Source organism: Streptomyces sp. NPDC004435, from assembly GCF_042873895.1.
Taxonomy (GTDB): Bacteria; Actinomycetota; Actinomycetes; order Streptomycetales; family Streptomycetaceae; genus Streptomyces.
This window is the reverse complement of sequence record NZ_JBIAMB010000017.1, coordinates 149,452-162,662: the sequence shown is the minus strand read 5'-3', so window position 1 is coordinate 162,662 and position 13,211 is coordinate 149,452. Positions and strand designations below refer to the sequence as shown.

12 protein-coding genes are annotated in these 13,211 nt (G+C 75.7%); 10 read left to right on the top strand and 2 right to left on the bottom strand.

From position 1 onward, the window contains the following. Positions 1-390: 390 nt before the first annotated feature. Complete coding sequence (locus ACFYT9_RS28185; RefSeq protein ID WP_389168433.1) at positions 391-1,173, top strand: hypothetical protein; 783 nt, start codon at positions 391-393, stop codon at positions 1,171-1,173. An 11-nt stretch (positions 1,174-1,184) separates the two neighbouring features. Here ACFYT9_RS28185 and ACFYT9_RS28180 read toward each other — a convergent pair whose 3' ends face one another. Beyond that, complete coding sequence (locus ACFYT9_RS28180) at positions 1,185-1,610, bottom strand: MarR family winged helix-turn-helix transcriptional regulator (protein WP_389168522.1); 426 nt, start codon at positions 1,608-1,610, stop codon at positions 1,185-1,187. A gap of 495 nt (positions 1,611-2,105) precedes the next feature. Here ACFYT9_RS28180 and ACFYT9_RS28175 point away from each other — a divergent pair, with 495 nt between their 5' ends. From ACFYT9_RS28175 to ACFYT9_RS28165, 3 genes are all read left to right on the top strand, one after another. After that, positions 2,106-2,939, top strand: a complete 834-nt coding sequence (locus tag ACFYT9_RS28175; RefSeq protein ID WP_389168431.1) for a lysozyme — start codon at positions 2,106-2,108, stop codon at positions 2,937-2,939. 208 nt (positions 2,940-3,147) lie between these two features. Beyond that, entirely contained in the window at positions 3,148-4,026 is an 879-nt protein-coding gene (locus ACFYT9_RS28170; RefSeq protein ID WP_389168430.1) for a lytic polysaccharide monooxygenase, read from the top strand. A 301-nt stretch (positions 4,027-4,327) separates the two neighbouring features. After that, entirely contained in the window at positions 4,328-5,482 is a 1,155-nt protein-coding gene (locus ACFYT9_RS28165; RefSeq protein WP_389168428.1) for a glutamate--cysteine ligase, read from the top strand. Positions 5,483-5,582: 100 nt separating this feature from the next. Here the strand turns inward: ACFYT9_RS28165 and lon are convergent, their stop codons facing one another. Further along, a complete protein-coding gene (lon, locus tag ACFYT9_RS28160) occupies positions 5,583-7,994 on the bottom strand; it encodes an endopeptidase La (protein WP_389168426.1) in 2,412 nt (803 codons plus the stop codon). 161 nt (positions 7,995-8,155) lie between these two features. Between lon and ACFYT9_RS28155 the strand changes: the two genes are divergently transcribed. From ACFYT9_RS28155 to ACFYT9_RS28130, 6 genes are all read left to right on the top strand, one after another. Continuing rightward, positions 8,156-8,869: a hypothetical protein gene (locus ACFYT9_RS28155; RefSeq protein ID WP_389168425.1), complete on the top strand. Its 714-nt coding sequence runs from the start codon at positions 8,156-8,158 to the stop codon at positions 8,867-8,869. Between the two features lie 65 nt (positions 8,870-8,934). Then, positions 8,935-9,540, top strand: coding sequence for an RNA polymerase sigma factor (locus ACFYT9_RS28150; protein ID WP_376601083.1), 606 nt, complete (start codon positions 8,935-8,937; stop codon positions 9,538-9,540). Then, the gene (locus ACFYT9_RS28145) at positions 9,537-10,433 is read left to right on the top strand and encodes a zf-HC2 domain-containing protein (protein WP_389168423.1); all 897 of its coding nucleotides are present in this window, start codon (positions 9,537-9,539) and stop codon (positions 10,431-10,433) included. Before ACFYT9_RS28150 ends, ACFYT9_RS28145 begins: the two co-directional genes overlap by 4 nt. After that, a complete protein-coding gene (locus tag ACFYT9_RS28140; RefSeq protein WP_389168421.1) occupies positions 10,430-11,224 on the top strand; it encodes an ABC transporter ATP-binding protein in 795 nt (264 codons plus the stop codon). The genes ACFYT9_RS28145 and ACFYT9_RS28140 overlap by 4 nt, the downstream gene beginning before the upstream one ends. Beyond that, complete coding sequence (locus ACFYT9_RS28135) at positions 11,221-12,543, top strand: hypothetical protein (RefSeq protein ID WP_389168419.1); 1,323 nt, start codon at positions 11,221-11,223, stop codon at positions 12,541-12,543. The genes ACFYT9_RS28140 and ACFYT9_RS28135 overlap by 4 nt, the downstream gene beginning before the upstream one ends. Beyond that, positions 12,540-13,109 (top strand): hypothetical protein, encoded by a 570-nt coding sequence (locus tag ACFYT9_RS28130; protein ID WP_389168417.1) that lies wholly within the window; start codon positions 12,540-12,542, stop codon positions 13,107-13,109. Before ACFYT9_RS28135 ends, ACFYT9_RS28130 begins: the two co-directional genes overlap by 4 nt. The last annotated feature ends 102 nt before the right edge of the window (positions 13,110-13,211 follow it).

Below are 13,211 nucleotides of genomic sequence, written 5' to 3'. Positions count from 1 at the left end.
GGCCGCTTCTTCTGCACCGGTGCTCGCATTCTTGACTCGTCCGCCCACACAGCAGAGGTGACGGCCGGTCACGAGGTTCCGCCCCCACCCGCTGGTACGGCTTCCGACCATTCCAGCGCTTCCCGGTAGGGGACGGGCATCGGCCGCTCCGCCACCCGAACGAGTGAACAACACTCCTGAGTTGGCGAACAACTTCCGGCGGGCCCCGCGCGGGCCTCCCGCAGGGCCCCGGCTGGATCTTCGGCGCGGCCTTTGGCAGGATGCCCGCCCGCAGCTCGCCGGAGCTGACGGTTCCGCCTTCCGCGCGGCTCGTGGCCGGTTGGTACAGGCCATTTTCGGCCCTTTGCAGGTGTTGTGAAGAGCGCGCGCGAGCCGGGCACACTGGACATCATGCGCAGCGAAGTCGCCACCCTTCCCGGCAACCCCGAACGCCCCAACGAGGACTGGGCCGCCGCAGCTCTGCCCGCCTCGGGCGACGGGGGGACGCTCGTCCTCCTGGACGGGGTCACCCCACCCGCGGGTGATGTCGGTTGTGTGCACACGGTGCCGTGGTTCACCGCGCGACTCGGCGGCGCTTTGACCGAACTGTCCGCTTGCCAGGCCGATCTGACGCTGTCCGAGATTCTCGCTCGGGCAATCCGGCGCACCGCGGAGCTCCACGCGGACACCTGTGACCTTTCTCACGCACGTACGCCTCAGGCGACGGTGGTCCTCGCGCGGTGGGGCGCGGACCGTGTCGACCACCTCGTCCTCTCCGACTCGGTGCTGCTGATCGAGGCGCCGGACGGGTCGGTACGGGCGGTGCGGGACGACCGGCTCGACCGGATCCCGCGCGAGGCGCTCCGCTCGCACGAGGCGACGGACCGGCTGCGGAACCGGGAGGGCGGCTTCTTCACGGCGGCCGCGGACCCGTCGGTGGCGGAGCGGGCCGTCACCGGTACGACCCCGCTCGCGGAGGTGCGGGCGCTGGCGGCGCTCACGGACGGGGCGAGCCGCTGGGTGGAGCGGTTCGGCGCGGGCGACTGGACGGAGTGCGCCCGCGTCCTGGCGGAGGAGGGGCCGGCGGGACTGCTCCGGCGGGTGCGGGCGCTGGAGACGGCGGCGGCGGAGCGGGGCGCGACGGGGCGCGGGAAGGTCCACGACGACGCGACGGGCGTGTACGTGGCCTTCTGAGGGTCCGGCCCTCAGCTCTCGGAGCGCTGGTTGAAGTGGTTGAGCAGCCGGGCGAGTTCGGCGACCTCGGCGCGGTCCCAGCCGGCGAGCTTGCGGACGTACCGCTCACGGCGGGCGTCGCGGACGTGGCGGAAGCGGGCGCGGCCCTCGTCGGTGAGCCGGACGAGGGAGGCGCGCCCGTCGGCGGGGTCGGGGTCGCGGGCGACCAGACCGAGCTGTTCCAGGGCGCGCAGCTGACGGCTCATGGTCGCCTTGCCGACGCCGAAGTAGGCGGAGAGCTCGGTGGCGCGCTGCGGCCCCGCGTCGTCGAGCCGTACGAAGAGCCCGTACGCGGCGGGCTCCAGCTCCGGGTGCACCTCCCGCGCCATCTCCCCCGACTGCGCCCGGGCCCGCCGCAGAAACACGGCGAGCTCCCGCTCCAGCGCGAGAAACTCCAACTCGGCGGGGGTCCGACCGGAGGCCGGGGCGGGGGCGGGTCCGGCGGGGCCGACGGGGGCGGACGCGGGTCCCGGGGCGGCGGAGGTCCCGGCGGAGGCGGGCGCGGCACCGGCGCCGCCCTGCGGCCCGCCGTGGGCCGCGGTCGCGGAACCGACCGCGGAACCCGCGTCCCACGGCACCGGCGCGGCGGGGCCGGGCGCCGGCGCGGGCTCGCCGCCGGCGAGCTCGGCGCCGGCGGGGCCTCCCCCTGGCGTCGTGCCGTCTTCACCGGCCGGACCGCCTGCGCGCACCTCGGACCTCCCACGCGTGTTTCTTCGGCTGAAAGTTTCCCGCTCCGGCGGGCGTCGCCGCAGCTCCTTCAGTATTTCGCAGGCGTAGACCAACGGCGGAACCCGGATCCCCTTCCACCCCACCTGTCTACGTGCGTAGAGTCGCCGACGAGCACGTGACTGACATGTCCACACCACCCCCACCGACCCTTCGGGAGTCACGCCATGCGTGTGCGCAGATCCGTCCCCACCACCCTGCTCGCCGGCCTCGCCGCCACCGCCCTCGTCCTCCCCCTCGCCGGCCAGGCCGGCGCCGCCGACCCGGGCGCCCGCGCCGCCGTCCCCGCGCGCGGCACCGCCCACATGGGCATGGGCGTCCTGAAGCACGACGGCCGGGGTGCCGCCCCCGCCGGCGGCGCCTCGTCCCTCGCCGTCCAGACGGAGGGCGTCGACGTCTCCAGCCACCAGGGCAACGTCGCCTGGGCCACCCTGTGGAACAGCGGTGTCAGGTGGGCCTACGTCAAGGCGACGGAAGGCACGTACTACAAGAACACCTCCTTCACGCAGCAGTACAACGGCTCGTACAACGTCGGCATGATCCGGGGCACGTACCACTTCGCCACCCCGGACACGACCGCCGGCGCCGCCCAGGCCGACTACTTCGTCAACAACGGCGGCGGCTGGTCGAAGGACGGCAGGACCCTCCCCGGCGTCCTCGACATCGAGTGGAACCCGTACGGCGCCACCTGCTACGGCAAGAGCCAGTCCGGGATGGTCGCGTGGATCCGCGACTTCCTCGACCGCTACAAGGCCCGCACCGGCCGTGACGCCGTCATCTACACGGCGACGAGCTGGTGGAAGCAGTGCACCGGCAACTACTCCGGCTTCGCCTCGGCCAACCCGCTGTGGATCGCGCGCTACGCCGCCGCCGTCGGCGAACTCCCGGCCGGCTGGCCGTACTACACGATGTGGCAGTACACCTCGACCGGCCCGACGGTCGGCGACCACAACCACTTCAACGGCGACCTCTCGCGGGTCCAGGCGCTCGCGAACGGCTGACGCCGGCGCGGAGGACGGCGGTCCCGGGGGCACGGCGGTGCCCCCGGGACCGCCGTTTCGCGTGCTCAGGGCCTTTTTCCGCCCACCCCCTTGCCCATTGGTATGGACCAATGCGAGTCTCTACCCCGGTCGCACGGGTTTCAACTTCTGTGCGCCCCGCGCGCGTTGCTCGTTCCGTACTCCCCCACGCACGAGAGAGAGCCCCCGCATGCCGTCCTCCCGCCGTACCGCCGCCGGCGTCGCCGCCCTGTCCGCCGCCGCCCTCGTCGGCCTCACCCCCACCACCGCCGCCGCCCACGGAGCCGTCTTCAACCCCGTGAGCCGCGTGGCCGCCTGTTACGCCGAGGGCCCCGAGAGCCCCGACACCCAGGTGTGCAAGGACCTCGTCGCCGACTCCGGCACCCAGCCGCTCTACGACTGGAACGAGGTCAACATCGCCAACGCCGACGGCAACCACAAGGCCCTCATCCCCGACGGCAAGCTCTGCTCGGCCAACCGCGAGAAGTACCGGGCCCTGGACTGGGCGCGCACCGACTGGCCCGCCACCGCCGTCTCCGCCGGCGCCTTCGGCTTCAAGATCCGCGCCACGGCCGCCCACTCCGGCACGATGACGATGTACGTCACCAAGGCCGGCTTCGACCCGACACAGCCGCTGAAGTGGTCGGACCTCGACGCCACCCCGGCCGCCGTGTACAACACCACCCGCACCGCCACCGACGGCTACTACTCCTTCACCGGCAACCTGCCCGCCCGCACCGGCCGCCACATCGTCTACATGGTGTGGCAGCGCAACGACAGCCCCGAGGCGTTCTACAGCTGCTCGGACGTCACCTTCGGCACCGCCGCCGCGGCCACGGCCGCCAAGGCCGAGGCGCCGACCGAGGCCGAACTGGCCGCCGGGGCCGAGCTGTCCACCGTGAGCCACGCGGGCCACGGCGGCGACGAGCAGCCGCCGGCGCTCTCCGCCGAGGCCGCCCAGGCGCCCGGCTCGCCGCTGCCGCTCGCCCTCGCCGGCGCGGGCGCGCTCGCCGTGTTCGGCGCGGGCAGCCTGCTCCTGGGCCGCCGCCGCAGCTCCTCCGCCTCCTAGGGACGCGTTCTGGGGGGCGCGTCCTGGGGACGCCTCCCCGGGCCCGCCCCCAGGAGCGGAGGACGGCGGGAGGAGACGGTGGGGCGGTGGCCCCGCTCACCCCTCCGGCGGCTCCCAGGGAACCCCGCCCTCCTCTCCCGCCTCGCCCCCCGGACCTCGTCCGGGGGGCGATTTCGCGCCATCTGTGCGAGGACGGGTGGAAGCCGGGACGTTCGTGGACAGCCTTGGAGAAAGCTCGTTCGAACGGCCGTCAGCGCACCACCGTCCGCCCGTGAATCCGCCCCGTGAAGGAGAGCGCTCCATGCGGAACCAGCAGCGGTGGGTCTACCACCGCGGGGAAGGGCCGCGCACGTTCGGAGTGGAGGAGGAGCTGCTCCTGGTCGACCCCGAGACCGGACACCCCCAGCCCCTCGCCGGCACCGTCACCGAGATCGCCGCCTGGCACGCCGGCTCCGGGCCGCGCACCGAGGGTCCGGAGCCGGCCAAGCCCGAGTTGTACGCCGAGCAGCTGGAGATCGGCACCGCCCCCTGCACCACCACCGCCCAGCTCGCCGACCAGCTCCGCCGGGCCCGGCTCGCCGCCTCGGCGGCCGCGGCGGAGGCGGGCGTGGCGGTCGCCGCGCTCGCGACCGCGCCCGTGGACTTCGGCCCGCCGCTGCTCACCCCGGACGACCGCTACCGGCGGATCCAGGACCGGTACGCCCACCTCGTGGACGAGGAGTTCGTCTGCGCCTGCCACGTGCACGTCCACCTCGCCTCGCCCGAGGAGGGGGTCGGCGTGCTCGACCGGATCCGGCCGTGGCTCGCGCCGCTGCTCGCGCTCAGTGCCAACTCCCCCTATTTCCAGGGCGTCGACACCGGTTACGCGAGCTGGCGCCACCAGCTCTGGCAGCGCTGGCCGATGTCCGGCCCCAGCGAGCTGTACGGGGACGTGGCGGCGTACGAGCGGACCACCAGCGAGATGCTCGCCAGCGAGGTGCCGCTCGACGGCCGCATGGTCTACTTCGACGCCCGGCTCTCCCCCGGCTACCCGACGGTCGAGATCCGGGTCGGCGACGTCTGCCTCGACGTGGAGGACACCGTCCTGCTCGCGGTGCTGAGCCGCGCCCTGGTGGAGACCGCGGCCCGGGAGTGGCGACGGGGGCGGCTCCCGGACCCGGTGTCGACGGTGGTGCTGCGGCTCGCCGCCTGGCGGGCCAGCCGGTACGGGCTCGGCGGCGAACTGCTCGACCCGCGCAGCTGGCGGCCGGCCCCCGCCGGCGAGGTGCTCCTCGCCCTGCTCGGCCACGTCCGCCCCGCCCTGGAGGACGCGGGCGACCGGGAGCGGGCCGAGGCGGGCGTGGAGCGGCTGCTGGCCCGGGGCACCGGCGCGGACCTCCAGCGGGCCGCCCACGCCGGCGACACGTCGCTGGCCTCGGTCATCGCCGAGGCCGTGCGGCGTACGACTCCGGTGTGAGGGAGAGGCGTACGACTCCGGTGTGACGGATTCGCCCGCGCGCGTGCGCGAGGCCCCCGGTGCGCACGCGCGCGTACCGGGGGCCTCGTCGTCCTCGGGGTCAGGCGGCGGCCACGACCGGGACCTCCGCGGGGGCCAGGGCGATCTCCAGGACCTGACGGACGTCGGTCACCGGGTGGACCTCCAGCTTCTCCAGGACCTCGGCCGGGACGTCGTCCAGATCGGCCTCGTTCCGCTTGGGGATGACCACGGTGGTGATCCCGGCCCGGTGCGCGGCGAGCAGCTTCTGCTTCACACCGCCGATGGGCAGGACCCGGCCGGTGAGGGAGACCTCGCCGGTCATGGCCACGTCGGTGCGGACGAGCCGGCCGCTCAGCAGCGAGGCCAGCGCGGTCGTCATGGTGATGCCCGCGCTCGGGCCGTCCTTCGGGACCGCGCCCGCCGGGAAGTGGATGTGCACGCCCCGGTCCTTCAGTCCGGTCACGGGCAGCTCCAGCTCCGCGCCGTGCGAGCGCAGGAAGGAGAGAGCGATCTGCGCGGACTCCTTCATCACGTCGCCCAGCTGGCCGGTGAGGGTCAGCCCGGCGGCGCCGGTCTCCGGGTCGGCGAGGGACGCCTCCACGAAGAGGACGTCGCCGCCCGCGCCGGTCACCGCGAGGCCGGTCGCCACGCCGGGGACCGCCGTACGCCGCTCGGCCGGGTCCTGGGCGGACTCGGGCACGTGGTGCGGGCGCCCGATGAGGGCCCTCAGGTCCGCGGGCGTGACCGTGAACGGCAGCTCACGGTCGCCCAGTTCGTGCTGGGCCGCGACCTTCCGGAGCAGCCGGGCGATGGCCCGCTCCAGGGTGCGGACCCCGGCCTCCCGGGTGTACTCGCCCGCCAGCTTCCGCAGCGAGGTCTCCTCCAGGGCGACCTCACCGGGCTCCAGGCCGGCCCGCTCCAGCTGCCGGGGCAGCAGGTGGTCGCGGGCGATGACGACCTTCTCGTCCTCGGTGTAGCCGTCGAGACGGACCAGTTCCATGCGGTCGAGCAGTGCCTCGGGGATGGCTTCGAGGACGTTGGCCGTGGCGAGGAACACCACGTCGCTGAGGTCGAGTTCGACCTCAAGGTAGTGGTCGCGGAAGGTGTGGTTCTGCGCCGGGTCGAGGACTTCGAGGAGGGCGGCGGCGGGGTCGCCCCGGAAGTCGGAGCCGACCTTGTCGATCTCGTCGAGGAGCACGACCGGGTTCATGGACCCCGCCTCCTTGACCGCGCGGACGATCCGGCCGGGCAGGGCGCCCACGTACGTCCGCCGGTGCCCGCGGATCTCGGCCTCGTCGCGTACGCCGCCGAGGGCGACGCGCACGAACTTCCGGCCCATGGCGTGGGCGACGGACTCCGCGATCGAGGTCTTGCCGACGCCGGGCGGGCCGACGAGCGCGAGCACGGCGCCGCCGCGCCGCCCGCCGACGACGCCGAGCCCGCGCTCGGAGCGGCGCTTGCGGACCGCCAGGTACTCGGTGATGCGCTCCTTCACGTCCTCCAGGCCGGCGTGCTCGGCGTCCAGGACGGCCTTGGCGCCCTGGATGTCGTAGCGGTCCTCGGTCCGCTCGCTCCACGGCAGTTCGAGGACGGTGTCGAGCCAGGTCCGGATCCAGGAGCCCTCGGGCGACTGGTCGCTTGACCGCTCCAGCTTGTCGACCTCCTTGAGGGCGGCCTCGCGGACGGCCTCGGGGAGGTCGGCGGCCTCCACGCGGGCGCGGTAGTCGTCGGACTCCTCGCCGTCCTTCTCCCCGTTCAGCTCGCGCAGTTCCTTGCGGACCGCTTCGAGCTGGCGGCGGAGCAGGAACTCGCGCTGCTGCTTGTCGACGCCCTCCTGGACGTCCTTGGCGATGGTCTCGGCGACGTCCTGCTCGGCGAGGTGCTCGCGGAGCTGGGCGGTGGCGAGCCTGAGGCGGGCGACCGGGTCGGCGGTCTCCAGGAGGGCGACCTTCTGCTCGACGGTGAGGAAGGGCGAGTACCCGGAGTTGTCGGCGAGCGCGCCGACGCCGTCGATCTGCTGGACACGGTCCACGACCTGCCAGGCGCCGCGCTTCTTCAGCCAGCTGGTGGCGAGGGCCTTGTACGCCGTGACCAGCTCGGTCACGGCGCCCGGCAGGGGCTCGGGGACGGTCTCCTCGACCACGCTCCCCTCGACCCACAGCGCCGCGCCGGGCCCGGTCGTCCCGGCCCCGATCCGCACGCGTCCGATGCCCCGGATCAGCGCGCCGGGATCCCCGTCCGCGAGTCGCCCGACCTGCTCGACGATCCCGAGCACACCGGTGCCGGCGTACGTCCCGTCCACCCGCGGCACCAGCAGCACCCGCGGCTTCCCGCCGGCCCCGCGACCGGCGGCCTGGGCCGCCTCCACGGCGGCTCGCACCTCGTTGTCCGACAGATCCAGCGGCACGACCATCCCGGGCAGCACGACCTCGTCGTCGAGCGGCAGCACAGGCAGAGTGAGCGGCACGGTCGCCTTGGACTCAGAAGCCATGATCTCCCCTTCGGCAGTCAAGTTGAGCTATGCCGACTCAATGCATCTGCGCCGCTGGATGTTCCCCGGGGCGTGTTCGCTCTGAGCGATCACCCGGGTGCGGGGTGGCGACTGCGGGATTCCGGCTGCGCGGGGGCACGGGGGCGGGCATGCTTCGGCGCATGGAGACGGGTGCGGTACGGCGGGTCGGGCGCGGACCGGTGTGGGGCGCGGTGCCGGCGGTGGTGGCGGTGCTGGTCGTCGCGGTGAGCGGGTGCGCGGACGCCGACGCTCCCGGCCCGTCCGCCGGGTCGGGGAGCGGCAGCGCGGCGAGCTCCGGGATCACGCCCGGGCCCGGCGCCTCTTCGTCCGCTGTCTCCCCGCCCGTCGCCTCCTCGCCCGCCGCCTCCTCGACCGGCGCCTCCTCGCCCGCCGCCTCCTCGTCCGGCGCCCCGGGTACACCCGCCGCCTCGGGCACCGGTGCGCCCCCCGCCTCGACCGCGGGTACGCCCTCCGCCACCGCGGCGGAGGCGGATCCGGCCGAGCCCCGGGCCGGGGCGGTGCTCGTGGAGGTCGTCGTGAACGGCGGGTTCGCGGGGGTGACCAATCAGCTCGTGGTGCACGAGGACGGGAGCTGGACCGTCCGGTCGAAGGACCGGGAGACGCGCTCGGGGCGGATGGGCGCCGCGGCGCTGGCCCGGCTGCGCGCGGCTCTGGAGGACCCCGCCTACGCGCGCGTGCCCGGGCGGCCGAGCGGGCCGCCGATCGCCGACGGGTTCCAGTACTTCGTGACGTACGACCACCGGCTCGTCGTCGCGGGCGACGGCGAGCGGCCCGCCGCCCTCCAGCGTGTCTTCGACGCCCTTCCCGAGGGCGGCCCCCCGACCTCTCCCTGACCTCCTCCACACGGCCGTCCGCGTTTCCGTGAACCGCGCGGGGCCCGCCGCGCGATAGAGAGGGCGTGAGACTGTCACGCCCCGAGGGGGACGATCCGGCCGACGACGCCGCGCTGCTGCGCGCCGTGGCCCGCGGCGACACCGAGGCGCTGGCGCTGCTCCACGACCGGCACGCGGGATGGCTGTACGCCCGGCTGGCCCGCCGCTGCCCGGACGAGGAGACGGTGCGGGAGGTCCTCCAGGACACCTTCCTCACCGTCTGGCGCTCCGCCGGCGGCCACCGGGGGCGGGGAGAGGCGGGCGGCTGGCTGTGGGTGATCGCCGCCCGCCGCCTGGTCGACGCGCAGCGCGCCCGCGCCCGTACCGCCCGCGCCGAGCCCGCCGGGGCCGTACCGCCCGAACCGCTCCCGGCCGCCCCGTCCGCCGAGGACCGGGTCCTCGCGGGCCTGGAGTACGGGGACGTGGGCGCCGCTCTCGACCGGATCTCGCCCGAGCTGGCCGAGGTGCTGCGGGCGACCGTCGTCGACGGGCTCACGACCCGCGAGGCCGCCCGGCTGCTCGGCATACCCGAGGGCACCGTGAAGACCCGCGCCCAGCGCGCCCGCCGCGAGCTGCGCGCCGCCCTCGGGAACCTCCCGCAGGGCCCGCACCCCCTGGGAGGCCCCGCGTGACGACCCCTCCTGCCCCCTGGCACGTCCCCGCCGACCTGGCGCTCCGGTACGCCGAGGGCTCCGCGCCGGAGCCCGACGCCTGGTCCCTGGAGAAGCACGTCGAGTCCTGCGGGCCCTGCGCGGCCCGCGTCTCCGCCGCCGTCCGCGCGACCAGCCCCGCGGGCCCGGCTCTGGCGGCCCTCCGCGCCGACCTCCTCCACACGGTGGGGCACCGGGAAGCGGCGACCACCGCCGCCCCCTCCCCCGCACGGGAGAACCGCCGCCACGCACGCGCGTGGGCCTCCCCCGCCCGGCTCTGGTGGGCTGTCGGGCCCGCCCTCCGGGGCTCGTGGCTGGCGGCGGTGGCCCTGGTGACGGGGGCCGCGTTCGCGCTGTCGCACGGCGCCGGGCTCCCGGCGGGACGGACCTGGCTGCTCGCCGCCGCACCCGTCCTCCCGCTCGCCGGGGTCGCCCTGTCGTACGGCCCGCGTGCCGACCCGCTCCACGAACTCGCCGCCTCCACCCCGGCCGGCGGCCTGCGGCTGCTGCTCACCCGCACGGTCGCCGTGCTCGCCGTGTGCGTGCCGCTGCTCACCGCCGCCGGGGCGCTGCTGCCACCCGCCGGGGGGCTGCCGGGGGCGGCCGCCTGGCTGCTGCCGTGCCTGGCGCTCACCATCGGCACGCTCGCGCTCGGTTCCTTCGTGGGGTGCCGCGCGGCCGCGGCCACCCTCGGCGGAGGCTGGCTGCTCGCGGTGGCGGGCCCGCTGCTGGGGCCGGCCGCCGGCGCCTCCTCCGTACCCCTCCCGTACGCCGCCGGTCCGGCCGCGCAGGCCGGCTGGGCCGCCGCCGCGCTGGCCGGCGCCGCCCTCCTGGCGCTCCGGCGCCGTTCCTTCGACCTCCTGGAGCCCCGGTGACCTCACCGCGTCCCACCACCGTCGCCGTGACCGGCCTGACCGTCCGGCACCGCCGCACGCGCGTGCCCGCGCTCGACGGCCTCGACCTGCGCCTCTCCCCCGGCGTCCTCGGCCTGCTCGGCCCCAACGGCGCCGGGAAGACCTCCCTCGTCCGGGTCCTCGCGACCGTCGCCGCCCCGTCGGTCGGCCGGGTCGAACTGCTCGGCCGGGACGCCGGCGATCCCCGCGGGCGGACCGGCATCCGGCGCCGGCTCGGCTACCTCCCGCAGGAGTTCGGGCACTACCCGGCCTTCACGGTGCGGGAGTTCGTGGCGTACGTGGCCTGGCTGAAGGAGCTGCCGGCCGACCGCGTCCCGGCGGCCGTGGAACGCGCCGTGGCCCGGGTCGGCCTCACCGACCGGATCGACGCGCGACTGCGCACGCTGTCGGGCGGCATGGTGCGCCGGGCGGGCATCGCCCAGGCCATCGTGAACGAGCCGGAGCTGCTCCTCCTCGACGAGCCGACGGCCGGGCTCGACCCCGAGCAGCGCGTGGAGTTCCGGGCACTGCTGCGCGACCTCGGCACCGAGTCGACGGTCGTGGTCTCCACCCACCTGGTGGAGGACGTGGCCGCCGCCTGCACGGAGGTCGCCCTCCTCGAAGGGGGCCGGCTCGCCTTCCGGGGGACGACGGACGACCTCACCGCCCTGGGCGCGGCCGCCCCGGCCGACGACCCGACGGCCAACGCCATCGAGCGCGGCTACACCGCCGCCCTGCGCTCCCACCGCGAGCGGACGGGGGCCGGCCGATGACCGCGACGACGACGGAGGTCCGCCCGGGAACCACGGCGGCGCGCCCCGCGCCCGGCCCGCTCCGCACCGAACTGCGCCGCGGCCTCGGACCCTGGACGGGCGCGGCAATCATGGCCACGATCCTGGTCACGATGTACTCCAAGGCCCCGGAGTGGCAGATCCGCTGGCAGGACGCGGAGAACCTGCTCCATCCGCTCGCGGGGCTGCTGTGCGGGCCGCTCGCGATGGCGGCGGGCTGTCTCCAGGGCGGCCGGGACCGGCGGCTGGGCGCCGGGGAACTGTGGGCGTCGGTGCCCCGCTCCCCGCTGCGCCGGCTGCTGGTGGCGGCGGCCCCGTCGGCGCTGTGGCCGGCCGCCGCGGTACTGGCCGGGGACGCGGTGGTGCTGCTGGCCGTGTGGCCGTACGCCTCCTGGGGGCGGCCCGCGATCGCCCCGCTGCTCGCGGACGCGGTGGCGGTGGGCGCGATGGGGCTCGTCGGGCACGTGGTGGGGCGGGTGGTGCGGTGGCGGCTGATGGCGCCGCTGCTGGCCGTGGCCGGCTACGTCGGGTTCGCCTACGGGGACTTCACCGCCTCGTCCTGGCGCTGGCTGCTCCCGAGCGCCCAGTTCTCGGCGGCCGAGTACCGGCAGGTGTGGTGGTACGCGCCCGCGTCGGCCGCGTGGACGGCCGGCCTCGCGCTGGCCTGCTTCCTCGCGTACGGGCTCCGCTCCTCCCGGAAGCGCCTCCTCGCGCTCGTGCCGCTGGTGGTGGCGGTCGGCGCGGCGGCGGCGATCCTGCGGCTGCCGGCGGACAACGGGCCCTGGCGGATCGATCCGGCGGCGGTCCGCCCGGTCTGTGCCGACGGCGCGCCCCGGGTGTGCGTGATCGCCCTGGACGCCCGGCTGCTGCCGTCTCTGGTGGAGACCCTGGAGCCGGTGAACGAACGGCTCCGGGGGCTCCCGGGCGCCCCGGCCCGCTGGGCGGTCGGCCGGATGGCGGAGCAGCCGGGGGACGTACCGCTGTGGGACGTCGGCCAGGACGTCGTCCGGAACCGGATCGGGGATCCGGTCCTGTACCGGAACCACGCGGTGATGCAGCTGTTCTCGGAGGAGTGCCGGGAGGGCGAGCTCGCGGGGCCCCACGCGGAGCGGACGATGGACATCAACCACGCGGTCGTCGAATGGCTCGCCCCCTCGCCGCCCGGCTACGGCGCGGACGTCCCCGGCGCGCGGGCGCACCTGGACCGGCTGCGGGCGAAGTCGCCGGCCGAGCAGCGCGCGTACCTCGTCCGGTACCTCGCGGCGAGCGGCTGCCGTCCGGACGAGGTGCCCGTTCCGTGAGGCTCTACCTGCGCTCACGCGCGGTGCCGGGTGCCCTGGTCATGGTCCTGGCGGCGGTCGCGGCGGCGTGGCTGCTCGTGCCGGAGGAAGGCTCTCCCCACGCGCGCGTGCCGGTGCTGATGGCGCCGCTGCTGGTGGCGACGGCGATCGGGACCTCGCTGCACACGGCGAGCGACGAGCTGGACAGGACGGCGGTACGGGTCTGGTGGCCGCTGCGGCTCGGGCACGTCCTGGTGCCGTCGGCGCTGGCCGCGTGCCTGTTCGCCCTCGTGCTGCCGGGGCATCCGGCCGAGTTCGGCGGGTCCGCCGCCGTACGCAACACGCTCGGGCTCACCGGCCTGGCGGCCGGCGCGGCGGCGCTGACCGGGGCGCGGACGAGCTGGCTGCCGCCGGTGACGTACACGGCGGCGGTCTACCTGACGCCGCCGGACGCCACCGCTGCGGCCTGGTGGGGCTGGGCGCTCAGGCCCGCCCCGGAGGGCGCGGCCTGGACGGTGGCCTGCGCGCTCCTGTGCGCGGGGGCGGCCCTGTTCGCCCGGCGCGGCCCCCGGCCGGGTAAGGGCTAGGGCCTGTCTGACAATTGGCGTCGGATCAGGCCGGGTCGTTCGGTGCGTGCGATCGGCGTGCGGCCGGGGCGCCCTCTTAGCGGAGCTACTTGGGCGTTTCGG

What these genes read in the sequence shown, in the direction of transcription:
- ACFYT9_RS28135 (WP_389168419.1), top strand. Translation starts at nt 11,221, where the DNA reads ATGACCGCGACGACGACGGAGGTCCGCCCGGGAACCACGGCGGCGCGC.
- lon (WP_389168426.1), bottom strand. Translation starts at nt 7,994, where the DNA reads ATGGCTTCTGAGTCCAAGGCGACCGTGCCGCTCACTCTGCCTGTGCTG.
- ACFYT9_RS28185 (WP_389168433.1), top strand. Translation starts at nt 391, where the DNA reads ATGCGCAGCGAAGTCGCCACCCTTCCCGGCAACCCCGAACGCCCCAAC.
- ACFYT9_RS28165 (WP_389168428.1), top strand. Translation starts at nt 4,328, where the DNA reads ATGCGGAACCAGCAGCGGTGGGTCTACCACCGCGGGGAAGGGCCGCGC.
- ACFYT9_RS28155 (WP_389168425.1), top strand. Translation starts at nt 8,156, where the DNA reads ATGGAGACGGGTGCGGTACGGCGGGTCGGGCGCGGACCGGTGTGGGGC.
- ACFYT9_RS28175 (WP_389168431.1), top strand. Translation starts at nt 2,106, where the DNA reads ATGCGTGTGCGCAGATCCGTCCCCACCACCCTGCTCGCCGGCCTCGCC.
- ACFYT9_RS28170 (WP_389168430.1), top strand. Translation starts at nt 3,148, where the DNA reads ATGCCGTCCTCCCGCCGTACCGCCGCCGGCGTCGCCGCCCTGTCCGCC.